This window comes from Noviherbaspirillum sp. (assembly GCF_035654295.1).
In the GTDB taxonomy this organism is placed as follows: Bacteria; Pseudomonadota; Gammaproteobacteria; order Burkholderiales; family Burkholderiaceae_D; genus Noviherbaspirillum.
In genome coordinates, this window is the sequence record NZ_DASRXF010000100.1 from 15,060 (window position 1) to 40,125 (window position 25,066).

The 25,066-nt window shown below is 61.9% G+C and carries 23 protein-coding genes, 1 tRNA gene and 2 pseudogenes; 17 read left to right on the forward strand and 9 right to left on the reverse strand.

Annotated elements, in window-relative coordinates; genetic code table 11:
• Positions 1 to 224: 224 nt before the first annotated feature.
• From VFF99_RS10755 to VFF99_RS21310, 5 genes and pseudogenes are all read left to right on the forward strand, one after another.
• Positions 225 to 530 (forward strand): hypothetical protein, encoded by a 306-nt coding sequence (locus tag VFF99_RS10755; protein WP_325017704.1) that lies wholly within the window; start codon positions 225 to 227, stop codon positions 528 to 530.
• Complete coding sequence (locus tag VFF99_RS10760; RefSeq protein WP_325017706.1) at positions 527 to 976, forward strand: hypothetical protein; 450 nt, start codon at positions 527 to 529, stop codon at positions 974 to 976. The genes VFF99_RS10755 and VFF99_RS10760 overlap by 4 nt, the downstream gene beginning before the upstream one ends.
• Before the next feature lie 630 nt (positions 977 to 1,606).
• Entirely contained in the window at positions 1,607 to 2,605 is a 999-nt protein-coding gene (locus tag VFF99_RS10765) for a tyrosine-type recombinase/integrase (protein WP_325017708.1), read from the forward strand.
• 326 nt (positions 2,606 to 2,931) lie between these two features.
• Positions 2,932 to 3,408 (forward strand): hypothetical protein, encoded by a 477-nt coding sequence (locus VFF99_RS10770; protein WP_325017710.1) that lies wholly within the window; start codon positions 2,932 to 2,934, stop codon positions 3,406 to 3,408.
• Positions 3,405 to 4,454: pseudogene (locus tag VFF99_RS21310) on the forward strand (recombinase family protein); the annotation flags it as partial. The gene VFF99_RS10770 and the pseudogene VFF99_RS21310, both read left to right, overlap by 4 nt.
• Before the next feature lie 156 nt (positions 4,455 to 4,610).
• On the opposite strand, the gene VFF99_RS10780 reads toward VFF99_RS21310, so the two are convergent.
• The 3 genes from VFF99_RS10780 to VFF99_RS10790 all read right to left on the reverse strand — a co-directional run bounded on the left by VFF99_RS10780 (position 4,611) and on the right by VFF99_RS10790 (position 6,353).
• Positions 4,611 to 4,946, reverse strand: a complete 336-nt coding sequence (locus tag VFF99_RS10780) for a hypothetical protein (protein ID WP_325017713.1) — start codon at positions 4,944 to 4,946, stop codon at positions 4,611 to 4,613.
• Between the two features lie 12 nt (positions 4,947 to 4,958).
• Positions 4,959 to 5,034 (reverse strand) — tRNA-Asn (locus VFF99_RS10785).
• A 104-nt stretch (positions 5,035 to 5,138) separates the two neighbouring features.
• On the reverse strand, positions 5,139 to 6,353 hold the full coding sequence (locus VFF99_RS10790) for an amino acid aminotransferase (RefSeq protein WP_325017715.1): 1,215 nt from the start codon (positions 6,351 to 6,353) through the stop codon (positions 5,139 to 5,141).
• Between the two features lie 119 nt (positions 6,354 to 6,472).
• Here VFF99_RS10790 and uvrB point away from each other — a divergent pair, with 119 nt between their 5' ends.
• The 12 genes and pseudogenes from uvrB to iscX all read left to right on the forward strand — a co-directional run bounded on the left by uvrB (position 6,473) and on the right by iscX (position 17,303).
• Positions 6,473 to 8,566: an excinuclease ABC subunit UvrB gene (gene uvrB, locus VFF99_RS10795; RefSeq protein ID WP_325017717.1), complete on the forward strand. Its 2,094-nt coding sequence runs from the start codon at positions 6,473 to 6,475 to the stop codon at positions 8,564 to 8,566.
• A 154-nt stretch (positions 8,567 to 8,720) separates the two neighbouring features.
• Positions 8,721 to 9,518, forward strand: coding sequence for a uracil-DNA glycosylase (locus tag VFF99_RS10800; protein WP_325017719.1), 798 nt, complete (start codon positions 8,721 to 8,723; stop codon positions 9,516 to 9,518).
• Positions 9,519 to 9,694: 176 nt separating this feature from the next.
• A pseudogene (locus VFF99_RS10805) lies at positions 9,695 to 10,165 on the forward strand (low molecular weight protein-tyrosine-phosphatase); the annotation flags it as partial.
• A gap of 250 nt (positions 10,166 to 10,415) precedes the next feature.
• Positions 10,416 to 11,435 (forward strand): hypothetical protein, encoded by a 1,020-nt coding sequence (locus VFF99_RS10810; protein ID WP_325017723.1) that lies wholly within the window; start codon positions 10,416 to 10,418, stop codon positions 11,433 to 11,435.
• Between the two features lie 195 nt (positions 11,436 to 11,630).
• Positions 11,631 to 12,104 (forward strand): Fe-S cluster assembly transcriptional regulator IscR, encoded by a 474-nt coding sequence (gene iscR, locus VFF99_RS10815; protein ID WP_325017725.1) that lies wholly within the window; start codon positions 11,631 to 11,633, stop codon positions 12,102 to 12,104.
• A gap of 17 nt (positions 12,105 to 12,121) precedes the next feature.
• Positions 12,122 to 13,375 (forward strand): IscS subfamily cysteine desulfurase, encoded by a 1,254-nt coding sequence (locus tag VFF99_RS10820; RefSeq protein WP_325017727.1) that lies wholly within the window; start codon positions 12,122 to 12,124, stop codon positions 13,373 to 13,375.
• A gap of 29 nt (positions 13,376 to 13,404) precedes the next feature.
• On the forward strand, positions 13,405 to 13,806 hold the full coding sequence (gene iscU, locus VFF99_RS10825; RefSeq protein WP_325017729.1) for a Fe-S cluster assembly scaffold IscU: 402 nt from the start codon (positions 13,405 to 13,407) through the stop codon (positions 13,804 to 13,806).
• 43 nt (positions 13,807 to 13,849) lie between these two features.
• Entirely contained in the window at positions 13,850 to 14,173 is a 324-nt protein-coding gene (iscA, locus tag VFF99_RS10830) for an iron-sulfur cluster assembly protein IscA (RefSeq protein WP_325017731.1), read from the forward strand.
• A 92-nt stretch (positions 14,174 to 14,265) separates the two neighbouring features.
• Entirely contained in the window at positions 14,266 to 14,781 is a 516-nt protein-coding gene (gene hscB / locus VFF99_RS10835) for a Fe-S protein assembly co-chaperone HscB (RefSeq protein WP_325017766.1), read from the forward strand.
• A gap of 72 nt (positions 14,782 to 14,853) precedes the next feature.
• Positions 14,854 to 16,719, forward strand: coding sequence for a Fe-S protein assembly chaperone HscA (gene hscA, locus VFF99_RS10840; RefSeq protein ID WP_325017732.1), 1,866 nt, complete (start codon positions 14,854 to 14,856; stop codon positions 16,717 to 16,719).
• Between the two features lie 39 nt (positions 16,720 to 16,758).
• Positions 16,759 to 17,097 (forward strand): ISC system 2Fe-2S type ferredoxin, encoded by a 339-nt coding sequence (gene fdx / locus VFF99_RS10845; RefSeq protein WP_325017734.1) that lies wholly within the window; start codon positions 16,759 to 16,761, stop codon positions 17,095 to 17,097.
• Between the two features lie 11 nt (positions 17,098 to 17,108).
• Positions 17,109 to 17,303, forward strand: coding sequence for a Fe-S cluster assembly protein IscX (gene iscX, locus VFF99_RS10850; RefSeq protein WP_325017736.1), 195 nt, complete (start codon positions 17,109 to 17,111; stop codon positions 17,301 to 17,303).
• Here the strand turns inward: iscX and VFF99_RS10855 are convergent.
• From VFF99_RS10855 to VFF99_RS10880, 6 genes are all read right to left on the reverse strand, one after another.
• Positions 17,300 to 18,451: a PAS domain-containing sensor histidine kinase gene (locus VFF99_RS10855; protein ID WP_325017738.1), complete on the reverse strand. Its 1,152-nt coding sequence runs from the start codon at positions 18,449 to 18,451 to the stop codon at positions 17,300 to 17,302. The genes iscX and VFF99_RS10855 overlap by 4 nt on opposite strands.
• Before the next feature lie 148 nt (positions 18,452 to 18,599).
• Positions 18,600 to 19,277: a glycine zipper 2TM domain-containing protein gene (locus VFF99_RS10860; protein WP_325017740.1), complete on the reverse strand. Its 678-nt coding sequence runs from the start codon at positions 19,275 to 19,277 to the stop codon at positions 18,600 to 18,602.
• A gap of 209 nt (positions 19,278 to 19,486) precedes the next feature.
• On the reverse strand, positions 19,487 to 21,013 hold the full coding sequence (gene lysS / locus VFF99_RS10865; RefSeq protein WP_325017742.1) for a lysine--tRNA ligase: 1,527 nt from the start codon (positions 21,011 to 21,013) through the stop codon (positions 19,487 to 19,489).
• Positions 21,014 to 21,055: 42 nt separating this feature from the next.
• A protein-coding gene (gene prfB, locus VFF99_RS10870; RefSeq protein ID WP_325017744.1) for a peptide chain release factor 2 occupies positions 21,056 to 22,160 on the reverse strand; the annotation gives its coding sequence in 2 pieces (ribosomal slippage) (positions 21,056 to 22,078 and positions 22,080 to 22,160; 1,104 coding nt in all).
• A 110-nt stretch (positions 22,161 to 22,270) separates the two neighbouring features.
• Positions 22,271 to 23,971 carry a single-stranded-DNA-specific exonuclease RecJ gene (gene recJ, locus VFF99_RS10875; RefSeq protein ID WP_325017747.1) on the reverse strand — a complete coding sequence of 567 codons (1,701 nt, stop codon included), beginning with the start codon at positions 23,969 to 23,971 and terminating at the stop codon, positions 22,271 to 22,273.
• Positions 23,962 to 25,017: a hypothetical protein gene (locus VFF99_RS10880; protein WP_325017749.1), complete on the reverse strand. Its 1,056-nt coding sequence runs from the start codon at positions 25,015 to 25,017 to the stop codon at positions 23,962 to 23,964. The genes recJ and VFF99_RS10880 overlap by 10 nt, the downstream gene beginning before the upstream one ends.
• Positions 25,018 to 25,066: the final 49 nt, after the last annotated feature.

Here is a 25,066-nt window from a genome sequence, read left to right on the forward strand (position 1 = left end):
GTGGAGGCCAGAAGGGAAGGGCTACACCAACGACGTCGACAAGGCTGGACGTTTCTCAGCTGCTGAGTCGGCCCTGATCGTTCGCAGCTCGCCGGAGAAGGACATGCGAGTGCCCATATCTGCGATCGGGCGGACGGTCGCAACTCGTCGAATCGTGGACGTAGGGGACGCTGACAACCACTCCGAACTGATGGCTTTCAACGGGGCATGAAGGGAGGCAGGCAATGAAGGTGAAGGTCTTTGTCGAGCAGGAAGTGGAGGCGGAAATTTCGATCGGCGAAATGATGGCGGAGCTGGGAACGATATCGAAGCCTGAGGCAGCCAGGGAGCTGATCGACGTGATCACCCGGCTCTACGCGGTTCTCAAGCATGCGCCTGACAGCATCATTCAGGAACTGAGCTCCAAACAGCGGGAGGTAATCGTTACTGGGCTGCGCGAGCTGGCCGATCGCGTCAGCGTCACTGCCTGTCAGCCGGAAGCCGGGGAAAACGACCAATTTGACATAACAAAGGGAGGCGTCCGAGCATGAAGGCCCTGCCCATTCAACAGCCTTGGGCGTGGCTCATCGTCAATGCCGCCTCCTACCCGGATCCGAAGCTGATCGAGAACCGCCGCTGGATGACGTCCTTCCGCGGCACGTTCCTCGTCCATGCCGGCAAGAAGTTCGACAAGGAAGGGTATAGGCACATCCTGGAGGTGCGTCCGGATCTGGCCCGTGTCATGCCCCAGCCTGGTCATTTCGAGCTGGGGGGCTTCGTGGGCGTCGCCAAGGTGGTCGATTGCCTTCCATGGACCGCCGCGGCCGCCCAGCGCTCGGCGTGGTTTGTCGGCGACTACGGCTTCGTCCTCGAGGAACATCCCCGCCCGCTGCCGTTCGTCCCTTTCACCAGCGCCCTTGGCTTCTTCGAGGTCGACGAGATCGGGATGCTGCTCCACCCAGACTACGCACCCCTGGTGCAATCCCCGGCCCCATAGGCCTTCTTACAGCTCCCAGAGCGTCCGGAGGACGCGTTCCTTACCTTGCGGCCGAGAGGCCGCCTGGTATCGATTTGTCCGCCGGCATGCACCTTCCCGCGTCGACCTCCCCGTACCCCTCGCGAATGAATGGGGCCCGGGGAAACCCCGAGCGAGGAAGGCCAGGGGGCCGGACATAGGTTTTTTCTATTAGGGGAAGGGTAGGGAGGTGCAAAAAACGTCTGGATTGGGGTGGATAAGTTCGTAAGTCATTGATTCTGGAGGAGATGCCGTCCACAGGTTGAGTGCGTTTTTCCATAGGTCGACACCAATTTTCCACATAATTGATTTTCGGAATTATTCAGGTTTACTCTCTTTATATCTCTCTCTAACTAATTGAATAGAAAGAAGAATATAGAAAGGGAGGGCGGGGGGGATTGAGCGGTTATTCATCCACAGATCAGGCGCGGAAATCCACAGGTCGCGCCGCTGCTTAAAAAATAGTTCCACAGGTTCTTCCACGAAAAACGGCTAACTTGTGGAAACCTGTGGATGAGGAAATTCAATAAATTCAGGGAGTTACAGTGAATATCACCCCCATCCACACGTCCACAGGTTGCGCTGCCTGTGGCAACCCTGCGAGGTCCTGAAATGACCGAGCTGATCACCAAATTCATGGAGTGGAAGCAGTTCAACAAGGGCGTGAGCAAGAGGACGGTCGAGGCTTACACCGCCGCCCTAGAGCGTTTCGCCCAGTTCCTCGACGGTCGTGATCTGCGGACCGCGACGTCCGACGAGATCGAAATGTTCGGCGGGATCTGGCTGCATAAGCAGGGCGTCGGCGCGATCGCGCGCCGGCCATACGTCGCTGCGCTGCGCGAGTTTTACAAGTGGCTCGCCGCCGGCGGCGCCATCAAGCAGAACCCGGCCGCAGGCCTCAGCTATCCGAAGGCCGGCCGCAAGCTGCCGTCGATGATGACCCTGGCCAATGCCGAGAAGCTGATGTGGGCGCCCGATTTCTCCACGTTCTCCGGCGTGCGTGACGCCGCGATCCTGTCCCTCCTGGTTGGCTGCGGCCTGCGCCGCGAGGGCGTGTCCAGCCTCAACGAATCGAACCTGGTGCAGACCGAGTTCAAGGGCGATCGGCGCTACATCCTGCGGGTGATTGAGAAGGGGGAGAAGGAGCGGACTATGCCGGTCCCGCGCGAGGTCGACATGGTGCTCCGCCTGTACCTGGAGCACGACGAGCTGCAGGCGATCGACCGCACGCTCGAGAACGGGGACAAGGTCCTCTTCGTCTCGCTCAACAACATGACGGTGCCCCCGCACGAGTACTTCGGCGAGAACCGCCGCCTGGCGCCGAAGGCGATCTGGGAGATCGTGAAGAAGCACGGCAAGGCCGCCGGCATTCCCGATGACCAGCTGCATCCGCACGCACTGCGCCATCTGTTCGGTACCGAGCTCCTCGAGGACGACGTCGACATCCGGATCCGCCAGGAGCTGATGGGGCACGCCGATCCGCGGTCGACCGAGATCTACACGCACCTGGCCATGCGCAAGAAGATGGCCGAGGCCGACAGGGCGAACCCCTTGGCCAAGATCCGGACGCCTGTGGGCGATCTCATTTCCAAGCTGCGCCGTCCTTCCTGATGCGCCGCTGATTTTTTCTACGCTGGAGCCATAGAACCGTGCCTGCACATCGAGACGCCGTACACAACTCATATTCCCGCCGCCGCCCTAAGTCCGGAGAGATAGAGCTGATGCGATGTGGCGAGGTGTTCTCGCACCCTTCCCAACTGCACCCCAAAACGAGCTAAAACAAGATGAAGAACAATGCCTCCCTGCTCCCTGCTGAGTTTCGTGCTCTACCAGAAAGCGAAACTGAGACGTCATCTCCACGGGCTAGTGCATCCTCCTGCAGTGATGAAAAGCGAAGCTCAGACAGGGGAATTGCACAGTTGGAGCTGCAGCTAACAGTGGATGAACCTGACCAGGACAGCACTATCAAGGAGGTGGGGGTTCGGCGTAGCGCCTCCGCCTCCCCCGGTAGGGGGGGCGGGTACCAAAAAAATCGCGAAATTTTTGAAATTCGGCCGGGGGTAAAAAAATCGGCCGACCCGCGCTTCGACGAACTGGTGGCCATGGGGCTGGCCGAATACTGGCTGCAGGTCGCTGAGTACCTCGGCGTCGACCAGTTCCTGGGCATGTGGCGGATTCTGGATGCGAACCGGGACCAGATCCCGGAGCGCGGCGGAAACAGCGGCTCGATGGCGCCGACCCTGCGGCCGTATTCCGGCTACCTCCGCTTCCAGAAAAATCGCTTCGTCGAGAACCTGGCCGCCCAGGGCGTGCCGCCGAAGGAGATCCAGCGCCGCGTGAAGCAGCAGCTGTGTGAAACAATCTCGATTGTTCACATTCACCGCCTCAGCAAGAAGAATAAAATTTCGCGATGACCCGACCAGTGATTCAGAAGACAGCGATCATCTACCTGCGGGTCAGCTCGGTCCAGCAGGCCCGCAAGGAACTGCCGGTCGAGAGCCAGCTGCAGTTCGCTCATGCGAAGGCCAAGGAACTGGGTGCCGTCGTCGTGAAGGTGTTCACCGACAACGGTGTTTCCGGCCGTACGGACCAGCGACCGGAGTTCCAGGATGCGATCCGCTACTGCGAGCTGTACAAGCCGGACTATTTCATCGCCTGGGACACTGCGCGCTTTGCGCGCAACCGGATCGATGCGGCGCAGTACAAGCGCGATCTGCGGGAGATTGGGACCGACGTGGTCTATGTCTCGATGTCGATCGACTCGAAGACGGACGAAGGCTGGTTCCTGGAAGCCCTCCTCGAGGTGATGGACGAGAGCACCAGCCGCCGAATAAGCAAGGACACCAGGCGCAGCATGATGAAGAATGCGACCGAGGGCTACTTCAACGGCGGGAGAGTGCCTTTCGGATACAGGACCATTGCGGAAGGTCAACGCAAGCGGCTCGCGGTGAACGAAGATGAGGCCCCGACCGTCCGGCGCATCTTCGAGCTGTGCGACCGCGGCGTCGGTGCCCACACGATCGCCGTGACGCTGAACAATGCCGGCCAGCTGCAGCGCGGCTGGAAGTGGGTGAAGAACAAGGTCCTCTACGTGCTGAAAAATCCCGTGTATGCGGGATACACCGTGTTCAACCGGCGCCGCCACGGTGCGGGCTCCCAGGAGCCGGAGGAGAACTGGATCCGCACGAAGAGTCACGAGGCGATAATCGATGAGGAAACATTCATGCGGGTGCAATCACTGATCACCGACAGGGCACCGATGCAGGGAGGTGGAGCTCGCAGCACGCACCTTTTCACCGGGTTGCTGAAGTGCGGGCACTGCGGGGCGCCGATGCACATCGAGAGCGCCACGGGACGCAGCTCGACGTACTTCTACTACCGCTGCAGCAATGCAAAGCAGCAGCTCGGCTGCTCCGGGCCCGGGCGTCGGATCAGCGCGCCGGCGCTTGACGAGTTCCTTGTGGAATCCATCCTGGACAAGATCCTGACCCGTGATCGCGTGACGGAAATCATTCGCGAGATCGAGCGAGCGACGGGCGACTGGTGGAAAGAGCGCGAGCGGCGCCGCGCGGCGATCGTCGCCGAGATCCGCACGGCTGAACAGCGCCAGAAGAATCTATTCGACATCCTCGAGCTGCATGGCAAGGACGCACCGAACCTTGCCGACCTGACAGGCCGCCTGCGCGAGCTGAAGTCGCAAATTGCCACGCTGGAAGAGCGCCTGGTCGAGCTCGAGCAGGAGGCCGATCCGGATCTCGATATCAGCGACGACGATATCCAGGAGGCAACCGATGCGCTGCGCGCAGTCGTGACCGGGTGCGAGGATCCGGCAACGGTCCGGGCCTTCTTTGCGACGTTTGTGGAGCGGGTGGTGGTGGAGAGCGACAGGGCCGTCATCGAATACGACCCCACAAAGATAATGAACCACGGAACTTGCGTTACCGTGGTTCATAGTAAGAATACTTGGCTCCCCGACCTGGACTCGAACCAGGGACCTGCGGATTAACAGTCCGTCGCTCTACCGACTGAGCTATCAGGGAACAGCTGAGCCGCTATTATAGGCGCATCTTTTTATTCGTGTCAAATTTTCCGAGCAGAAATTGGGTGAATTGCATTCACATCAATTCACCCGTTGCACGGATTCTTACAGCACCTTGCCGATCGCATCGACAACAGCGTCGATGTTGCGCGAGTTCAGCGCGGCGACGCAGATGCGGCCGGTGTCTACGGCGTAGACGGAGAACTCGCTGCGCAGGCGCTCTACCTGGGGCTTGGTCAGACCAGAGTAGGAGAACATGCCGCGCTGCTTGATGACGAAGTCGAAATCCTGGCCCGGGGCCTTGGCTTTCAGTTTCTCCACCAGTGCCTGGCGCATTTCACGGATGCGCACGCGCATGCCGGCCAGTTCTTCTTCCCATTGCTTGCGCAGTTCGGGCGTGGAGAGGACGGTGGCGACAACCTGGCTGCCGTGGATCGGAGGGTTGGAGTAGTTGGTGCGGACGACGCGCTTCAGTTGCGACAGCACGCGGCCTGCTTCTTCCGCGCTGGCGGCGACGATGCTGAGGGCGCCGACGCGCTCGCCGTAGAGCGAGAACGACTTGGAGAAGGAGTTGGAGACGAACAGCGGGCCGCCTGCATCAGCGAAGCGGCGCACGACCTTGCCGTCTTCCGCGATGCCGTCGCCGAAGCCCTGGTAGGCCATGTCGAGGAAGGGGATCAGGCCGCGCTCGGTGACGACCTTGATGACGTCGGTCCATTGCGATTCCGTCAGGTCCGCGCCGGTCGGGTTGTGGCAGCAGGCGTGCAGGACGACGACGGCGCCGGCCGGCATTTCCTTCAGTGCGGCGAGCATGCCGTTGAAGTTGACGCCGCGGGTGGCTGCGTCGTAGTACGGGTAGTTGTTGACGGTGAAACCGGCGGATTCGAACAGGGCGCGATGGTTTTCCCAGCTCGGGTCGCTGATCCAGACTTGGGAGTTCGGCGAGAAGCGCTTGAGGAAGTCTGCGCCGAGCTTGAGGGCGCCGGTGCCGCCGAGGGCTTGCACGGTGATGGCGCGCTTCTCTTGAACAACGGCGCTGTCGGCGCCAAATACCAGTTCCTGCACCGCCTTGTCGTAGGCTGCGAGGCCTTCGATCGGCAGGTAGGTGCGGGGACTTGCCTTTTCCATCAGTTGCGTCTCGGCCTTGCGCACGCATTCGAGCAGCGGCACCTTGCCGTTGTCATCGTAATAAACGCCGACGCCGAGGTTGACCTTGTTGGGGTTCTTGTCGGCGTTGAAGGCTTCGGTGATACCGAGGATGGGGTCGCGCGGCGCCATTTCGATGGCGGACAGCAGGGTGGCGGGATGGGATTGGCTCATCGTGATAACATGAAAAGTTGACTGTAAAAGCGGGCTTTTGCAGGCCGGTTGTAGTCAGTTCCGAGCAAGAAGATTGGAACCGAGGTGCAACTTATTATTCTACCAAAGGTCGAATGCAGATGGCAGATTTATCCCAGGTATCAAGCACCATCGACGAATCCAAGATCGTCACTTTTCCGGACTCGCCGTACCGGTTGTACCAGCCGTTTCCGCCTGCAGGCGACCAGCCGGATGCGATCGGCAAATTGGTCGAGGGCATCGAGGACGGTCTGTCCTTTCAGACCCTGCTGGGGGTGACCGGTTCCGGCAAGACTTACACGATGGCCAACGTCATCGCGCGCCTCGGTCGTCCGGCCATCGTGTTCGCGCCGAACAAGACGCTGGCCGCGCAGTTGTACAGCGAGTTCCGTGAGTTTTTCCCACACAACGCCGTCGAGTACTTCGTCAGCTACTACGACTACTACCAGCCGGAAGCCTACGTTCCGCAGCGTGACCTGTTCATCGAGAAGGATTCGTCCATCAACGAGCACATCGAGCAGATGCGCCTGTCGTGCACGAAGTCGCTGATGGAGCGGCGCGATGTGGTCATTGTTGCCACGGTTTCGGCGATCTACGGTATCGGTAATCCGAACGAATACCACCAGATGATCCTGACGTTGCGCGCCAAGGACAAGGTGAGCCAGCGGGATGTGATCGCGCGGTTGATCCAGATGCAGTACACGCGCAATGAAGTGGACTTCGGGCGCGGTACCTTCCGTGTGCGCGGCGACACGATCGACGTGTTCCCGGCGGAACACGCGGAACTGGCGCTGCGCATCGAGACTTTCGATGACGAGATCGAAAGCCTGCAGCTGTTCGATCCGCTGACCGGGCGCGTGCGCCAGAAGATTCCGCGCTTTACGATCTATCCGGGTTCGCATTACGTGACGCCGCGTTCGACCGTGCTGCGCGCGATCGAGAGCATCAAGGCAGAATTGCGCGAGCGCCTGGAGTTCTTCCGCAAGGAGAACAAGCTGATCGAGGAACAGCGGTTGGAGCAGCGGACGCGCTTCGACCTGGAGATGATGCAGGAGCTGGGTTTCACCAAGGGCATCGAGAACTATTCGCGCCATCTGTCGGGCGCCAAGCCCGGCGAGCCGCCGCCGACGCTGGTGGATTACCTGCCGCAGGATGCGGTCATGTTCCTCGACGAGTCGCACGTGCTGCTGGGGCAGCTCAACGGCATGTACAACGGCGACCGCGCACGCAAGGTCAACCTCGTGGATTACGGTTTCCGCTTGCCGTCCGCGCTGGACAACCGGCCGCTGAAGTTCGAGGAATTCGAAGCCAAGATGCGCCAGACGGTGTTCGTCTCGGCGACGCCTGCGGAATATGAGGGCAAGCACGCCGGGCAGGTCGTGGAGCAGGTCGTGCGCCCGACCGGACTGGTGGATCCGGTGATCAAGGTGAAGCCGGCAAGCACGCAGGTCGACGACCTGATGTCCGAAATCACCGAGCGGGTGAAGAAGAACGAGCGCGTGCTGGTGACCACGCTCACCAAGCGCATGGCCGAGCAGTTGACGGAGTTCCTCGGCGATAACGGGGTGAAGGTACGTTACCTGCACAGCGATATCGATACGGTGGAGCGGGTGGAAATCATCCGCGACCTGCGCCTGGGTACCTTCGATGTGCTGGTCGGCATCAACCTGCTGCGTGAGGGCCTGGATATTCCGGAAGTGTCGCTGGTGGCGATCCTGGATGCGGACAAGGAAGGCTTTCTGCGTTCCGAACGCAGTCTCATCCAGACCATCGGCCGCGCGGCGCGTAACCTGAACGGGACCGCGATTCTCTATGCGGATCGTGTCACCGATTCCATGAAGCGCGCGATCGACGAGACCGAGCGCCGACGCGCCAAGCAGGTGGCCTTCAACAAGGCGAACAACATTACCCCGGCCGGCGTGAAGAAGGAGATTCGCGACCTGATCGACGGCGTCTACAGCCCGCAGGAGGCGAAGGCCGAACTGCTGGTCGCGCAGGAGCAGGCGAAGTACGAGTCCATGAGCGAAAAGCAGGTGAGCAAGGAAATCAAGCGTCTCGAAAAGCTCATGGTCGAACATGCGAAGAACCTGGAGTTCGAAAAGGCGGCACAGGTGCGGGATCAACTGCATACGCTGAAGCAGCAGTTGTTCGGTGCGCCGGGGCTGGATAACGTGGTGTCGATATCGGGCAAGTAGGACGGAAATCGCAGCACTTCTCCGTCGTTCCCGCGAACGCGGGAACCCAGTGTCTTTCTCCGGTAACGGCGCTGGATTCCCGCATTCGCGGGAATGACTGACGGGAGCGGTCGGGCTAACGGTACAATCCGTTCTTTTCCGCTCCTGAACGAACATGTCCGCCGCCCTTCCGCAAGCCATTCTCGATGCGCTCAATCTCGCCGATCCCTCCTGGCGCCCCATCCTGATGCGCGGGCTGGACGCGGTGCACACCGCCGATCCCGCCTATCTTCCCGCCCTCGCGGCAGATACCTACCTGCCGACCGAGGGCCGGATCTTTGCCGCCTTCATGCAACCTTTGCAGAATGTCCGCTACGTATTGGTGGGGGAGGGGCCGTACCCGCGCGAACAAAGCGCGACCGGGGTGTGCTTCATGGATGGCGCGGTGGAATCGCTCTGGTCCGAAAAAGGCTTGTCGAAGCAGGTCAACAAGGCCACCTCGCTGCGGAATTTCATGAAAATGCTGCTGGTTGCAGCCGGTATCGTGAGTGAAGGCGAAACATCGGGCGATGCGCTGGCGCATGTCTCCTTGCGGGCGCGCGCGATCGGTTCGCCCTTCATTCAGACCCTGACCGAGCTGCAGGCCAACCTCACGGCGCACGGCTTTCTGCTGTTGAATGCCTCCCTGGTTTTTCGTCCGCATGTGGCGCCGGCCAAGGATGCGAAGGCCTGGCTGCCGTTCCTGGAAACCGTGCTGCAGGCGCTTGCTTCCGCCGCCATGGAAAGGGGCGTCGAGGCGCCCAGGCTCGTGCTGTGGGGGAAAATCGCGGAGCAGTTGAAGGCGCTCGACATTGCCGGGACTTTCCCGCGGGCGGTGTCCGAGCATCCTTACAACCTGACGTTCATCGTGAACCCGACCATGCAGTCGCTGTTCCGGCCAATGGAGCTCTTGCTCAAACGTCCGGCGCAGTGACATAAAGGCAATAATTCATTGCAGATAGAAACATTGACGAATATCTAAGTCCCCCCGTGGCCTTCGTGCGATAAGTGGCGCAAGGCCCTCCGGAACATCGTTGTAAGTCATTGTTTTATAAGTAGTGCAATGCTGTAGGGGTGCCTGTTCAAGTCGTCGAACAGTGAGATAAACCCATGATTCCTAAAGAAAAAACCTCGATCCTCTTTGTCTGCATGGGGAACATCTGCCGCTCACCCACCGCTGAGGGCGTGATGCGCAGGTATGTCGAGGAGTTGGGTTTGTCGGACAGCATTTTTGTCGATTCCGCCGGCACGCATGATTACCACGTCGGCGAAGCCCCCGACCCCCGCGCTCAGGCGGCGGCACGGCGGCGCGGCTACGATATTTCCGGCCTGCGCGCACGCCAGGTCACAGTGGAGGATTTCGACCGCTTCAACTTTGTCCTCGCCATGGATTACAACAATCTTGCCGCCTTGCAGGCCTGGTGCCCGCCGGCATGCGAGCAAAAGATGGGCTTGCTGATGCCCTATGCGCAGTCGCGGCGTGCCACCATCGTGCACGATCCGTACTACCGCAACGCGAAGGATTTCGATTACGTCCTCGATGCGATCGAGGATGCCTGCAAGGGGCTGCTCAGTGCGGTAACGGGCGATGAGGGCCTGGTAGCCGAGCTCGGGCGCAGGTCCCATACCAAACTCAATGCACATTCAAACGCATGGGCCTTCCCGGCCCGTGTCGTCAATTTTCGGTTGTAAAAACTACCACACTGCACAGAGCAAAAATACGCGGTCGTTTGCCGCTTTGACGCCGGCAGGCGCGAGGATAGCCGAATGCAACATTGGTACGGAGCTTGCATATAGTCCGCATGAGTGCATCAGCGAGTCGGGCATTGTCATGGACGCGATAAGGTCGGCTTTTGCAGCGGTTGGATGGCTAATTGCAGGTACAACGTTCGCCCAGGTTTCCGGGCTGGACGGGGCATACGGCGACGCTTTCGGCGAGGCGCCCGTAGCGTCGAATCATCTGTCCCGGGAAGCCCCGCGCGTCCTGCTTGCCGAAATGGGCGGGCAGGAAGAGCAGCCGCGGCGCGGCGCGGTGCCGCGCACGGTTCTCGATTATTCTCAGGCCAGCTACTTCTCCGCCTATCGTGAAACGCCGATCGGCGGCATGGTCGCCGCGGCGGGCGTGCAGGCCGTCCCGGTGATGGCGTCCGCTGCTTTTATCGAGCGGCAAACGGGAATCGACACCCGCGCGATGCTTTCCGCCGAGCGATGGCTGGGTTCAGACCACGGCATTGCACGCACCTTCGTCGTCGGCCATGCATGGCGCGACCTGACGCTCGAGGGCGCGGCATTCACCAGCCGCGATGCCAGCCGGATGCCCGGCGAGCGGGAGATCAGGAAACTCGATTCGCGTTCTGCCCGCTTGTCGTTCTCGCCGGCGACGAACTGGGTCATGCGTCTGAGCCGCGGAAGCGTCACCGGCCTCGACAGTCTTGTCGCCGGAGAGGCGGTAAGGCGCACCGCTATTTCCGCAACCTATCAGCGCTCCTATGCCGACGGCGACTGGCAGACGACGTTCGCCTGGGGGCGCAACTCCCGGAAATTCCGTGAATCCACCGTCGGCTACCTGGTGGAATCCGCGTTCCGGTTCAACGGCGTGCATTCCCTGTTCGGACGCGTCGAGCAGGTGGGCAGCGACGAACTCGCTCGCGAGAATGAATCCATGCAGCGGCAGTTGTTCATGATGAACAAGCTCACCGTCGGCTATTCGCAGGACCTGCAGCTGACCCCGGCGCTGCGCATGGATGCCGGCGTCTACGTAACCCGCCACTTCGTCCCCTCCAGCATGGCCTTGTCGTACGGCTCCGGGCCAGTCGCCTACATGATGTTCATGCGCCTGAAGATGCAATAACCCGCCTCCGATGCCGCGGTGCGAAATGTGAAATAATGCCGTTGCATCGCAGCAAATCTTTCCGCCCGCCGTGCCGAGCGCGGCCGGACCCAATACCTGACAAAAACACTCAACTTTGATATACTTGACCAAAATCTTCGGGAATCGGGGATATTCAAGTGAACCTGGACAAGTTTCCTATCGGAGTTGAAGTCTATGCGTCTGACCACCAAGGGCCGTTTTGCAGTGACTGCGATGATTGACCTCGCAATGCGCCAGGACAAGGGGCCCGTTACATTGTCCGCGATCAGCCAGCGACAGGAGATTTCCCTGTCCTACCTCGAACAGTTGTTCGGCAAGCTGCGCCGCCATGAGATTGTGGAATCGGTGCGCGGCCCGGGCGGTGGTTACACGCTTGCACGCCGCGCGGAAGACGTGACGGTCGCCGACATCATCATCGCCGTCGACGAGCCGCTCGATGCGACGCAATGCGGCGGCAAGGAAAACTGCCACGGCAGCGGCCACGAGCACGGTTCGCGGTGCATGACGCATGACCTGTGGGCGACCTTGAACGCCAAGATGGTCGAATACCTGGATTCCGTGTCGCTGAAGGACCTCGTGGACCAGCAGCGGCAAAAGAACGCCGAACACAATGTGGTGGTGGTACCCCGTCCCCACGTAGCAGCTTGATTGGAGTAAGTGACCGTATGAACGCCCCTCTGGAAAAAAGCCTGGTAGACACGATCAAGGCGCCCCATTTCCCGATCTACATGGATTACTCGGCGACCACGCCCATCGACCCGCGCGTCGCCGACAAGATGATTCCCTACCTGCGCGAGCAGTTCGGCAACCCGGCCTCGCGCAGCCACATGTATGGCTGGGAAGCGGAAAAGGCCGTCGAGGAAGCCCGCGCGCATGTCGCCGCGCTGGTCAATGCCGATCCGCGCGAAATCATCTGGACGTCCGGCGCGACCGAAGGCAACAACCTTGCACTGAAAGGCGCCGCCAACTTTTACAAGACCAAGGGCAAGCACATCATCACGGTCAAGACCGAGCACAAGGCTGTGCTGGATACCGTGCGTGAACTGGAGCGCCAGGGTTTCGAGGCTACCTACCTGCAGCCGCAGGACAACGGCCTGGTCACGCTGCAGCAGATCGAGGAAGCGATCCGTCCGGACACCATCCTCGTGTCCGTGATGCTGGTCAACAATGAAATCGGCGTGATCCAGCCGGTGCCGGAAATCGGCGAGCTGTGCCGTTCCAAGGGCATCATTTTCCATTGCGACGCCGCGCAGGCGACCGGCAAGGTGCACATCGACCTCGAAAAGTGGAAGGTCGACCTGATGACCTTCACCGCGCACAAGACTTACGGCCCGAAGGGCATCGGCGCGCTGTACGTGCGCCGCAAGCCGCGCGTGCGCATCGAGCCGCAGATGCACGGCGGCGGCCATGAGCGCGGCCTGCGCTCGGGCACCCTGCCGACCCACCAGATCGTGGGCATGGGCGAAGCGTTCCGCATCGCAAAGGAAGAGATGGACACCGAGATCGCGCGCGTCAAGGCGCTGCGCGACCGCCTCGCGAAGGGGCTGACCGAGATCGAAGAGGTCTATGTCAATGGCGACATGGATCATCGCGTTCCGCACAACCTGAACGTCAGCTTCAATTACGTCGAAGGCGAGTCGCTGATCATGGCGATCAAGGACATCGCGGTGTCTTCCGGCTCGGCCTGCACCTCGGCCAGCCTGGAGCCGTCGTACGTGCTGCGCGCGCTCGGCCGCAGCGACGAACTGGCGCACAGCTCGATCCGCTTCACGATCGGCCGTTTCACCACGGAGGAAGACATCGACTTCACCATCAACCTGATCAAGACCAAGGTTGCCAAGCTGCGTGAACTGTCGCCGCTGTGGGAAATGTACAAGGACGGCATCGACCTCAATTCCATCCAGTGGGCCGCACACTGAGCGGCCGGACAAGCTAAAGGAGTATCAACATGTCTTACTCGGAAAAAGTTCTCGACCACTATGAAAACCCGCGCAACGTCGGCTCCTTCGAGAAGGGCGACGAGTCGGTAGGCACCGGCATGGTCGGCGCACCGGCATGCGGCGACGTGATGAAGCTGCAGATCAAGGTCGGCGCCGGCGGCGTGATCGAAGATGCGAAGTTCAAGACCTACGGCTGCGGCTCGGCGATCGCTTCGTCGTCCCTGGTGACCGAATGGGTCAAGGGCAAGACGCTCGACGAGGCGATGACGATCAAGAACACGCAGATCGCGGAAGAGCTGGCGCTGCCCCCGGTGAAGATCCACTGCTCGATCCTCGCCGAGGATGCGATCAAGGCTGCTGTGCAGGATTACAAGGCCAAGCACGGTGCGGAGTCGACGGAAGCAGCCTGATTTGTATGCCCGGCCGGCGCCGGGCCATTGTGAGAAATAGCGTATGGCAATCACACTGACTGAAAAAGCGGCAAAGCATATCAACCGTTATATCGAACGGCGAGGCAAGGGCATCGGCCTGCGTTTCGGCGTGCGCACGACCGGCTGTTCGGGCATGGCCTACAAGCTCGAGTACGTCGACGATAGCGCGCCCGACGATGCGGTGTTCGAGTCGCACGGCGTGAAGGTGTTCGTCGATCCGAAGAGTCTCCCTTACATCGACGGCACCGAGCTGGATTTTGCGCGTGAAGGCTTGAATGAAGGCTTCAGGTTCAACAATCCCAACGTGAAGGACGAGTGCGGCTGCGGCGAAAGCTTCCGTATCTGACCGGCTCCGGCTTGCCCCTTGATGGGCCCGGGGAATACGTATCGCATCCCAAGCCTGTTTGAAGTATCGACAGGCTTTTGTTTTAGATGACCATGCAAAACCACTTCGAGCTGTTCCAGTTGCCGCAACGCTTCGACATCGATCCGGGAGCGCTGGACAAGGCGTATCGCGAAGTGCAGAACCGCGTCCACCCGGACAAGTTCACGAATGCGACCGACACCGAAAAGCGGGTCGCCATGCAATGGGCGACGCGCGCGAACGAGGCGTACCAGACGCTCAAGAGTCCGTTCAAGCGCGCTGCCTACCTGTGCGAGCTGAACGGGATCGACCTGCAGACCGAGTCGAACACCGCCATGCCGCGCGAATTCCTGATGCAGCAGATGGAATGGCGCGAGGCGCTCGAAGAGGCCAAGGCGACGCGTGACATCGGCGCGCTGGAAAGCCTCGAGGCCGAGCTGCGCAAGGTGCGTCTGGCCGAGCTGGACCAGATCGGCGCGTGGCTGGACGCAAGGGATTTCGAGGCGGCGGCGAAAGGCGTGCGGCAGTTGATGTTCCTGGAAAAATTCGGGAACGAAGTGCACGCGGTTTTCGAAAAGCTGGAAGGCTGACAAAAAGAATATTGAAAGGAAACGCGGCCGGGGGATTCACAGGCGGCCGCGTCGACTGACTGAAGACGACATATGGCGCTACTCCAAATTTCCGAACCCGGCATGTCCACCGCGCCGCACCAGCACAGGCTGGCCGTGGGCATTGACCTGGGGACGACGAATTCGCTGGTTGCGACGGTACGCAGCAGCATCCCCGAGGTCCTGGTCGACGAGGAGGGCAGGTCACTGCTTCCTTCCATCGTGCGCTACCTCCCCAATGGCAACGCGCACATCGGTTACAAGGCTCAGGCGGCGCAGACCACGGACCCGAAGAACACGATCGTCTCGGTCAAGCGCTTCATGGGCCGCGGCCTGAAGGACATCGCCTACGCCGAGAACCTGCCGTATGACTTCGTCGATGCGCCCGGCATGGTGCAGCTGAAGACGGTCGCCGGCGTGAAGAGCCCGGTGGAAGTGTCGGCGGAGATCCTCGCCACCCTGCGCCAGCAGGCAGAGGATGCGCTGGGCGACGAACTGGTCGGCGCGGTCATCACCGTGCCCGCTTACTTTGACGACGCCCAGCGGCAGGCGACCAAGGATGCGGCAAAGCTCGCGGGATTGAATGTGCTGCGGTTGCTGAACGAGCCGACCGCGGCGGCCATCGCCTACGGTCTCGACCACGGCTCGGAAGGCGTGTACGCGGTGTATGACCTTGGCGGCGGCACCTTCGACATCTCCATCCTCAAGCTCACCAAGGGCGTGTTCGAGGTGCTGGCAACCGGCGGCGATTCCGCCCTCGGTGGTGACGACTTCGACCACCGTCTGCTGTGCTGGATGATCGAACAGGCCAACCTCGCTCCGCTGTCGGAAAAGGACATGCGCATCCTGATGGTGAAGGCACGCGAAGTGAAGGAATTGCTGTCCACGCAGGCGGAGACCCATATCGACGCCGTGCTTAATTCCGGGGAAGAGGTGCATCTCACCATCACCGCCGCGACGTTCGCGCAGATCACGCAACACCTCGTGAACAAGACGATCACGCCGACCAGGAAGGCGCTTCGCGACGCCGGCCTGAGCCCGGACGACGTCGACGGCGTCGTGCTGGTCGGCGGCGCCACCCGCATGCCGCACATCCGCAAGGCGGTGGGCGAGTTTTTCCAGACCACGCCGCTGGCCAATATCGACCCGGATAAAGTGGTTGCGCTCGGCGCGGCCATCCAGGCCAACCTCCTGGCCGGCAATCGCGCACCGGGCGACGACTGGCTGCTGCTGGACGTCATCCCGCTGTCGCTCGGCATCGAGACCATGGGCGGACTGGTTGAAAAAGTCATTCCGCGCAACTCGACGATCCCCTGCGCGCGCGCTCAGGAGTTCACCACCTTCAAGGACGGCCAGACAGCCATGGCGATCCACGTCGTGCAGGGCGAACGCGAGCTCGTGAGCGACTGCCGTTCCCTGGCCCGTTTCGAATTGCGCGGCATTCCGCCGATGGCGGCCGGCGCGGCCCGTATCCGCGTTACCTACCAGGTGGATGCGGACGGCCTGCTGTCGGTATCCGCACGCGAGCAGCGCTCGGGCGTGGAAGCATCGATCTCCGTCAAGCCCTCCTACGGGCTCGGCGATGACGAGATCGCGAAGATGCTGCAGGACTCCTACCAGTCCGCGGACATCGACATGAAGCTGCGCGCTCTGCGCGAAGAACAGGTGGAGGCCGAGCGTATCCTGCTGGCGACGCAATCCGCGCTCGATGCCGACGGCGACCTGCTGTCGGCGGAGGAAAGGGCTACCGTGTCCGCCTTGATGGACACGCTCCGGCAGACCGCCGGCGGCGAGGACCACGACGCGATCAAGGCGGCGGTGGAGGCGCTGGCGCATGGCACCGAGGAATTTGCCGCACGCCGGATGGACCGCAGCGTACGCTCCGCGCTCGCCGGCAAGAAGCTCGACCAGGTCGTCTGAGCCCGGAACAGATCAATCACTTAATATCGAGGAAAACAAGTGCCCCAAATCGTCGTACTTCCCCATGCCACCCTTTGTCCGGACGGCGCCGTGATCGAAGCGCCGGCCGGCAAGTCGGTCTGCGATGCCTTGCTTGAACATGGCATCGAGATCGAGCACGCATGCGAAAAATCGTGCGCCTGCACGACTTGCCACGTGGTCGTCCGGGAAGGTTACGATTCGCTCGGCGATCCCGAGGAAAAGGAAGAAGACCTGCTCGACCGGGCATGGGGCCTCGAAGCAACCTCCCGGCTTTCATGCCAGGCCGTGGTGGACCGTGAAGACATCGTGATCGAAATCCCGAAGTACACGATCAACCAGGTCAGCGAAGGACACTGAAGGGGGATGCCATGAAATGGACGGACGTTACCCGCATTGCGGAAGAGCTGCATGACAAGTTTCCGGACGTCGACCCGAAGACGATCCGTTTCACCGACCTGCACAACTGGGTGTGCGAGCTGGATGACTTCGACGACGACCACAAGCGTGGCGGCGAAAAGGTCCTGGAAGCGATCCAGGCGGCCTGGATAGAAGAAGCCGGCTAAAAGGACGCCGGCCGGCAGCCGGCATCGAGGGGGATGGAGACGGTCAGCGCCGTGCCGTTGCTCGCATTGCTCTGGATATCGAGCTCGCCGCCCAGCGCGATGATCCTTTCCTCGATACCCACCAGTCCGAACGAGTTTGCCTTGCGACGGCTGTCGGGAAAGATCCCGATGCCGTTGTCGGCAACTTGCATGTAAAGCTTTTCTCCCGCCGTCGTCAGCGCAATTCGCACCCTGTTTGCCTGTGCATGCCGCAGCACATTGTTCAGCGATTCCTGCAGGATCCTGAACAGGGCTGTCGCCCGGTCGTCGTCGAGGACGATATCGTCTTCCATCGTCAGTTCGCAGCTGATCCCGCTCCTGCGCTGGAAATCCTTCACCTGCCAATCGATCGCCGCATTGAGGCCGAGGTCGAGCACGGTCGGCCGCAGATTGTTGATCGCGGCGCGCACTGCCTTCATGGTGGAATCGATGTGGCTCAGGGCGAGGCTTACCCGCTCATTCAAGCGCGGGTGCACCCGGGTCCGCTCATGCAGCATCGCTACGTCGATCCGCAGCGCCAGCAAGTTTTGTCCGAGGTCGTCATGCAGCTCGCGTGCGATGCGCTTGCGCTCGTCTTCGCGCACGCGCTCCTGATGCGAGACGAGGTGCCGCAGCATTTCGCGCGAATGCTGGAGCGCGTCTTCCATCTTCTTGCGCTCCGAAATATCGATACAGGTTCCGATATAGCCGAGGAAACGCCCGAGTGGAGAGATGCGCGGCGTGCCGTGCGCGAGCATGTGGTGGAAGTGGCCGTCGCGGCTGCGCAGGCGGTATTCGACGGTGAACGGATGGCGTGAACGGAAGGCCGCCGCGTGGGCGTTGATGCAGGCCGGCAGGTCGTCGCGATGCACGCCGCTGATCCATCCGCTCCCCAGTTCGTCGTCCAGCGCGCGGCCGGTGAAGTCGAGCCACATCCGGTTGAACCAGAGATAGTCGCGGTTGGGACCGGTGATCCAGATCAGGACAGGCGCGGAATCGGCCATCAGGCGGAACCGTTCCTCGCTCTCGATCATGTTCGGTTCCGTTTCCCTGCGATCGCTATCGAACGGGTCCGCATGGTGCGCTGTTGCCCCGGGAGCTTCCCCGGTCGGATTATCGTTGTGCGTCATAAGGACGTCTCCTGATGATGCAAAAATGGCAAGTATGCGGGCGCAGGGCTCGCAGTGCAAGGGAAGTCTTGGTTACCGGAATGGACTGCGGTGCAGAAACAAAAAAGGCGGCACCAGGCCGCCTTCAGGGAGTGAGCCCGGGGGGGACTCAGGCGCGGGAGGTCAATTGACCGTCGACTACGCGGACACGGTCGCCGACGCTCCATGCCGGCTGCTGGGAATAGGGGAAGGTGCGTACTTCGCCGCCCTCCATGCGCACCCGGACCTGGTAGGTGGTCGTGGAGCGGGAACGCTTTTCGATCTCGTTGCCGGCATAGCCGCCACCGACCGCGCCGGCCACCGTGGCAATCTTGCGGCCGTTGCCGCCGCCGACCTGGTTGCCGAGCACGCCGCCAAGCACGGCGCCTGCGACCATGCCGACGCCGCTAGCCGGTGCCGCCTGCTGGATCGCCTGAACCGATTCCACGCGGCCGCAGCTGTAGCATGCGGGGGCTTGTACAACCTTCGGCGCCGGCTCGCTGTAGGTGCGGCGCGGACGAGGTTGCTCGGCCTGGGCGGTGCGCGTTGCGCTAGCGCGCTTCGCGGGCGCCGGCTCTTCCTCTTCCTTCAGGGCGGTCTTCGCTTCAGTCTTGCTGTCGACCAGTGCGGCGGGTGCGCCTGCCGTAGCCGGGGCAGCGGCCACCGGAGCAGCGGCCGGTGCAGCCGTGCTGTGGGAATTCGGGATCAGGCCGGTGATGGCGGCCACGCCGGTCAGGCTGACCAGCATCACGGAAATCGCCGCGCCGGCGACCAGCGGATGAATGCGAGTGGACGGTTTGTTTTCCATTTTTACCTCCTGTTGCGGACTCGTGTCCGTGTAACGTTGGAGATGATTATCAGAGGTAAGGAGGGGCGAAGAATAGGGGATTAATGTGTCAGCTGTAAGGCTTTGTAACGCCGTTTGCTGCTTGTCAAAACCATGCGCGTCCGGTCGTGCCGAAAAGACAAACGGGACCGTTTCCGGTCCCGTTCTCCTTGTCAGCATGCCACGCTGTTTCAGTCTTCGCGGCGCAGGTGCGGGAAGAGGATCACATCGCGGATGTTGGGCGAATCCGTGATCAGCATCATCAGGCGGTCGATGCCGATGCCGCAGCCGCCGGTGGGCGGAAGACCGTATTCGAGGGCGCGGATGTAGTCGGCGTCGAAGAACATGGCTTCTTCATCGCCCGCATCCTTCGCCGCCACCTGGGCCTGAAAGCGTGCAGCCTGGTCTTCCGGATCATTCAGCTCCGAGAAACCGTTGGCGATTTCGCGGCCGGTGATGAACAGCTCGAAACGCTCGGTGATGCCGGGCACGGTGTCCGACGCGCGGGCCAGCGGAGAGACCTCGATCGGGTAATCGATGATGTAGGTCGGGTCCCAGAGCTGGGACTCGGCGGTTTCCTCGAACAGCGCGAGTTGCAGCGCGCCGATGCCGGCATTGGCAAGCGGCTCCACGCCGAACTTCTTCAGCTCCTGGCGCAGGAACGCAGCGTCGTTCAGCTGCTCGTTCGTGTAGCCGGGCGCGTACTTGTTGATCGCGCCGACGATGGTCAGGCGTTCGAACGGCTTGCTCAGGTCCAGCTCGCGTCCCTGGTAGGTGAGGCGTGCGGTGCCGTGCGAATCGATGGCGGCCTGGCGGATGATCGCTTCGGTGAAGTCCATCAGCCATTTGTAATCCACGTAGGCGGCGTAGAACTCCATCATCGTGAATTCCGGATTGTGGCGCGGCGAGACGCCTTCATTGCGGAAGTTGCGGTTGATCTCGAACACGCGCTCGAAACCGCCGACCACCAGGCGCTTGAGGTAGAGCTCAGGCGCGATGCGCAGGTACATTTCCATGTCGAGCGCATTGTGGTGGGTGATGAAGGGCTTGGCCGCGGCGCCGCCGGGGATCGGATGCAGCATCGGCGTCTCGACTTCCATGAAGCCGTTTTCCGCCATGAAGCGACGCATCGAGGACATGGCCGCGGTACGCTCCTTGAACACGCGGCGCGTTTCTTCGCTGGTAATCAGGTCGACGTAGCGCTGGCGGTACTTGGTCTCCTGGTCGCTCAGGCCGTGGAATTTGTCCGGCAGCGGGCGCAGCGACTTGGTCAGCAGGCGCAGGCCGGTCACCTTGATCGACAGCTCGCCGGTCTTGGTCTTGAACAGCAGGCCCTCGGCGCCGAGGATATCGCCGAGGTCGTAGTGCTTGAACTTGGCGTGGGTTTCCTCGCCGGCGTTGTCATTCGTGATGTAGAGCTGGATGCGTCCGTTGGACTTCGGACCGGAGGCATCCTGCAGGGTGGCGAAGGACGCCTTGCCCATCACGCGCTTGAGCATCATGCGGCCGGCCACCGATACCTTGATCGGTTTGGCTTCGAGCTGCTCGTTGTTGAGCTCGCCGTACTGCGCGTGCAGGTCGGCAGCCTTGTGCTCCGGGCGGAAGTCGTTGGGGAAGGCCGGGCCCTGCTCGCGCAGCGCGGCCAGCTTGGCGCGGCGCTCGGCGATGATGGAATTTTCGTCTTGCGCCGGGGCGATTTGTTCGTGTTGGTTGGTCATGGACATTCAGCGTTCAATGGTGGAATGGGCGCTCATGCGCACTTATACGCCCTGCTTGAGCGAGGCAGCGATGAAATCGTCGAGGTCGCCGTCAAGCACCGCCTTGGTGTTGCCGACTTCGTGATTGGTGCGCAGGTCCTTGATACGCGACTGGTCGAGCACGTAGGAACGGATCTGGTGGCCCCAGCCGATGTCGGTCTTTGCGTCTTCCATCTTCTGCTGTTCGGCCATGCGCTTGCGCAGTTCGAGTTCATACAGGCGCGACTTCAGCATCGCCCACGCTTCGGCGCGGTTGCGGTGCTGGCTGCGGTCGTTCTGGCACTGCACGACGATGCCGGACGGGATGTGTGTCAGGCGCACCGCCGAGTCCGTCTTGTTGATGTGCTGGCCGCCGGCGCCGGAAGCGCGGAAGGTATCGGTGCGCACATCGGCCGGATTGACGTCGATCTCGATCGACTCGTCCACTTCCGGATAGACGAATACGCTGGAGAACGACGTGTGGCGGCCGTTGGCGGAATCGAAGGGCGACTTGCGCACGAGGCGGTGCACGCCGCTTTCGGTGCGCAGGAAGCCGTACGCATATTCGCCCTCAACCTTGATGGACGCGGTCTTGATGCCGGCCACTTCGCCGTCGGACTGTTCCAGGATCTCGGTCTTGAAGCCCTTGCGTTCGCAATAGCGCAGGTACTGGCGCAGCAGCATGGACGCCCAGTCCTGGGCTTCGGTGCCGCCGGCGCCGGCCTGGATGTCGATGAAGCAGTTGTTCGGGTCCATCGGATTGGCAAACATCCGGCGGAACTCCATTGCTTCGACCTCTTGCTTGAGCGCTTCGGTATCCTGCTCGATGGCGAGCAGCGTATCTTCGTCCTGCTCTTCGCGCGCCATCGCGAACAGGTCGCGGGCGTCGGCGAGGTCGGCGTCGATCTTGGTGAGGGTGAGGACAATCGCTTCCAGCGATTTCTTTTCCTTGCCGAGGTCCTGGGCCCGTTTCGGGTCGTTCCAGACATTGGGGTCTTCCAGTTCGGCGTTGACTTGCTCGAGTTTCTCCGACTTCACATCGAAGTCAAAGATACCTCCGTAGGTCGGCGGTGCGGGCGGAGAGGTCCGCGAGCAGCGCGGACAGGGAATTCAGGCGTTCGGCTTCCATGGCAGATCCATTTGCAATCAAACCTGCCATTATACCCGACGCCGCCCCGGCTGAGGCGGCGCGAAGACTGGCGCCAGAGGTGATTTGCGGCCCGGCGGGATGGCAAAAAGCTATGCCGCCTGGGCGTGTTCAACCATCAACTGCACGCGGGTCACGCCGTTGTATTCGTTGGCGTCCAGCCGGTAGGCAACGATGGCGCGTTCCGGGAGGTCGTCGATGTGGCCGAACCAGATGGCGTCGTAGCGCTTGCCGTTCTTTTCCAGCTGCAACTTGAGGTGTTTTTCCTTGAGGATGCGCTGGCTCAGGACACGGAATTCGTCGCAGAACACCGGTGGCGCGAAACCCTGGCCCCAGACCTGGCTGTCGATCAGCTCGATGAATTGCGTCGTGAAATAGGCTTCCTCGAGCGGCCCGTCGGTTTCGATCACGCGTTCCAGCTGGTTTTGCGTCAGCCATTCGCGGCCGACTGCCTCGAATGCATTTTCAAAGGCATCGAAGGCATCGGCCCGAATGGTCAGGCCGGCCGCCATCGCGTGGCCGCCGAACTTCTGGATGACAGACGGGGCGTGCTTGGAGACCAGGTCGAGCGCATCGCGCAGATGGAAGCCGGCGATCGAGCGGCCCGAACCCTTGATCAGGCCTTCGCCGCCCGGCGCAAAGGTGATGGTGGGCCGGTAGAACTTGTCCTTCAGGCGCGATGCGACGATGCCGATCACGCCCTGGTGCCAGGATTCGTCGAAGACGCTGATCGTGGTGCGGTTGTGCGGCTCGAAATTGTCGAGGTGCAGCAGGGCCGTGTCCTGCATGCCGGCCTCGATGTCGCGCCGCTCGCGGTTGATCGCGTCGAGCTGTTGCGCGATTGCCCATGCGCGGCCTTCGTCGTCGGTCGTCAGGCATTCGATGCCGAGCGACATGTCGGCGAGACGCCCGGCGGCATTCAGTCGCGGGCCGAGGGCGAAACCGAGGTCGAAGGGCGTGGCGCGCCGCGCCTCGCGGCCGGCGGCGCGGAAGAGGGCGGCAATGCCGGGATGCATGCGTCCGGCGCGCATGCGCTTGAGGCCTTGCGCGACCAGGATGCGGTTGTTGGCATCGAGCTTGACCACGTCGGCAACCGTGCCGAGCGCAACGAGGTCGAGCAGCACGTCGAGCTTCGGCTGGGTCTGCGCGTCGAACACGCCGCGCCGGCGCAGTTCCGCCCGCAATGCGAGCAAGACATAGAACATCACGCCCACGCCGGCCAGGTTCTTGCTCGGAAAGCCGCAGGACGGTTGATTCGGATTGACGATCACGCGCGCTTCGGGGAGACGGTCGCCTGGCAGGTGGTGGTCAGTCACGACCACGTCGATGCCGCGCTGCTTCGCTTCGGCCACGCCGTCGATGCTGGCGATGCCGTTGTCAACGGTGACGATGATGTCCGGCGACTTTTCGCGCACCGTCAGCTCGACGATTTCCGGCGTGAGGCCATAGCCATACTCAAAGCGGTTCGGCACGATGTAGTCGACCCGCGCGCCAAGCGCGCGCAAGCCGCGCAGGGCGACTGCGCAGGCAGTGGCGCCATCGCAGTCATAGTCGGCGACGATGGCCAGCTTCTTGCCGGCGCCGATTGCATCGGCGAGATAGGAGGCTGCGGCGTCGATGTGCAGCATGCCCGAAGGCGCCATCAGCGCGGCGAGTTCGCTCGACAGTTCGGTCGTGTCCGCCAACCCGCGGGCGGCGTAGATGCGGGCGAGCACGGGATGGACGCCTTGCTGGCGCAGCATCTCCGCGGTGCGGAAAGGGACATTGCGGGTAAGGATGCGGGTTACGGACATAGTGTTGCCAGAGATGGTTTGACCCAGAACTTGCGCAGCGATGCGCGCGTGGCCGCATAGCGCGAGATGCGCGAGTCGTGGGTGGCGATCAGCGAAACCTGATCCAGCTTGCCGGATTGGAGGGCGTGCAGCAAGGGGGCGAACCAGTTTTCCTCGAGTTGTTTCATGCCGTCCAGCCAGCGCGCCCAGTCGTTGGACAAGGCAGGTTCGAGCAGGCTGTCGAGCAGGAGCATGTTGCGTTGGCCGAGAGCCGGCAGCATCGCGCCCGCATCGGCGGCATCCGCATGGGCCGGGACGCAGGCGCGGAAGGCTTGCATCCAGCCGGAAAGGTTGAACGCCTTGGCATACTCGCTTCGCGTTTCGCGCGTGACTGCGGGCCCGCCCCAGAGCCAGACGGAATTGACGGGCTTGAGCCGACGCGCTTCCCGGCTTTCGTTCAGCGGGTGGTTGAACCAGTGCATCTGCACCTCGTTCTGCACCTTGCGCCAGTCGCGCTCGCCGGGGCCCTTCGGCATCCAGATATCGATGTTGTGGCCGCTCGCGGCATCCGGGCTGGATGTTTCCAGTTCGCGCCAATCTTCCGACTCGACGAACCAGGTGGACGCGTTGCCGTACAACAGCCGTTTTCCGCTTTCGGCGAACAGCGGGGCGGCGATGTCGAACAGGATGCGCGACTCGTCCTCTGGCAATGCCAGCTGCCGGGTGTCGGTCAGGACAAGATGGTCGCGTGCGACATGGATGTGGACGGGTTGCAAGACAAACCAGGCGCCTGTCTCCGGCGGGAGATGCATCGTCGACATCAAGGCAGCGGCGACGGGCGGGCTGACGTTCTTCGCTGCATCGTCTTCCAGCCCGAAGCGGTGCGCAATCCAGGTTTCGTGCGGCAGCGCGCGGCGGAAATCTTGCAGCACTTCATGCCGTCCGGCTTCCGACCTTGCACGTGAGACAAGCATCGCAAGGGCCGGAACGTTCATTTCTTTCAGCAGGTCGCCGGCCAGCTCTGCCGGCGGAAGGCCGAATGGGAGGAGAATATCAAGCTCAGTCATGCCCGCGATTGTATGTCAGACACGCCACCTGCCGGAAACGCGGGAACAA

What these genes read in the sequence shown, in the direction of transcription:
- VFF99_RS10880 (WP_325017749.1), bottom strand. Translation starts at nt 25,017, where the DNA reads ATGACTGAGCTTGATATTCTCCTCCCATTCGGCCTTCCGCCGGCAGAG.
- VFF99_RS10855 (WP_325017738.1), bottom strand. Translation starts at nt 18,451, where the DNA reads ATGACGCACAACGATAATCCGACCGGGGAAGCTCCCGGGGCAACAGCG.
- iscR (WP_325017725.1), top strand. Translation starts at nt 11,631, where the DNA reads ATGCGTCTGACCACCAAGGGCCGTTTTGCAGTGACTGCGATGATTGAC.
- hscB (WP_325017766.1), top strand. Translation starts at nt 14,266, where the DNA reads ATGCAAAACCACTTCGAGCTGTTCCAGTTGCCGCAACGCTTCGACATC.
- hscA (WP_325017732.1), top strand. Translation starts at nt 14,854, where the DNA reads ATGGCGCTACTCCAAATTTCCGAACCCGGCATGTCCACCGCGCCGCAC.
- VFF99_RS10820 (WP_325017727.1), top strand. Translation starts at nt 12,122, where the DNA reads ATGAACGCCCCTCTGGAAAAAAGCCTGGTAGACACGATCAAGGCGCCC.
- VFF99_RS10765 (WP_325017708.1), top strand. Translation starts at nt 1,607, where the DNA reads ATGACCGAGCTGATCACCAAATTCATGGAGTGGAAGCAGTTCAACAAG.
- recJ (WP_325017747.1), bottom strand. Translation starts at nt 23,971, where the DNA reads ATGTCCGTAACCCGCATCCTTACCCGCAATGTCCCTTTCCGCACCGCG.
- VFF99_RS10760 (WP_325017706.1), top strand. Translation starts at nt 527, where the DNA reads ATGAAGGCCCTGCCCATTCAACAGCCTTGGGCGTGGCTCATCGTCAAT.
- VFF99_RS10810 (WP_325017723.1), top strand. Translation starts at nt 10,416, where the DNA reads ATGGACGCGATAAGGTCGGCTTTTGCAGCGGTTGGATGGCTAATTGCA.
- VFF99_RS10790 (WP_325017715.1), bottom strand. Translation starts at nt 6,353, where the DNA reads ATGAGCCAATCCCATCCCGCCACCCTGCTGTCCGCCATCGAAATGGCG.
- iscX (WP_325017736.1), top strand. Translation starts at nt 17,109, where the DNA reads ATGAAATGGACGGACGTTACCCGCATTGCGGAAGAGCTGCATGACAAG.
- VFF99_RS10800 (WP_325017719.1), top strand. Translation starts at nt 8,721, where the DNA reads ATGTCCGCCGCCCTTCCGCAAGCCATTCTCGATGCGCTCAATCTCGCC.
- VFF99_RS10780 (WP_325017713.1), bottom strand. Translation starts at nt 4,946, where the DNA reads ATGAACCACGGTAACGCAAGTTCCGTGGTTCATTATCTTTGTGGGGTC.
- iscU (WP_325017729.1), top strand. Translation starts at nt 13,405, where the DNA reads ATGTCTTACTCGGAAAAAGTTCTCGACCACTATGAAAACCCGCGCAAC.
- VFF99_RS10860 (WP_325017740.1), bottom strand. Translation starts at nt 19,277, where the DNA reads ATGGAAAACAAACCGTCCACTCGCATTCATCCGCTGGTCGCCGGCGCG.
- VFF99_RS10755 (WP_325017704.1), top strand. Translation starts at nt 225, where the DNA reads ATGAAGGTGAAGGTCTTTGTCGAGCAGGAAGTGGAGGCGGAAATTTCG.
- iscA (WP_325017731.1), top strand. Translation starts at nt 13,850, where the DNA reads ATGGCAATCACACTGACTGAAAAAGCGGCAAAGCATATCAACCGTTAT.
- lysS (WP_325017742.1), bottom strand. Translation starts at nt 21,013, where the DNA reads ATGACCAACCAACACGAACAAATCGCCCCGGCGCAAGACGAAAATTCC.
- uvrB (WP_325017717.1), top strand. Translation starts at nt 6,473, where the DNA reads ATGGCAGATTTATCCCAGGTATCAAGCACCATCGACGAATCCAAGATC.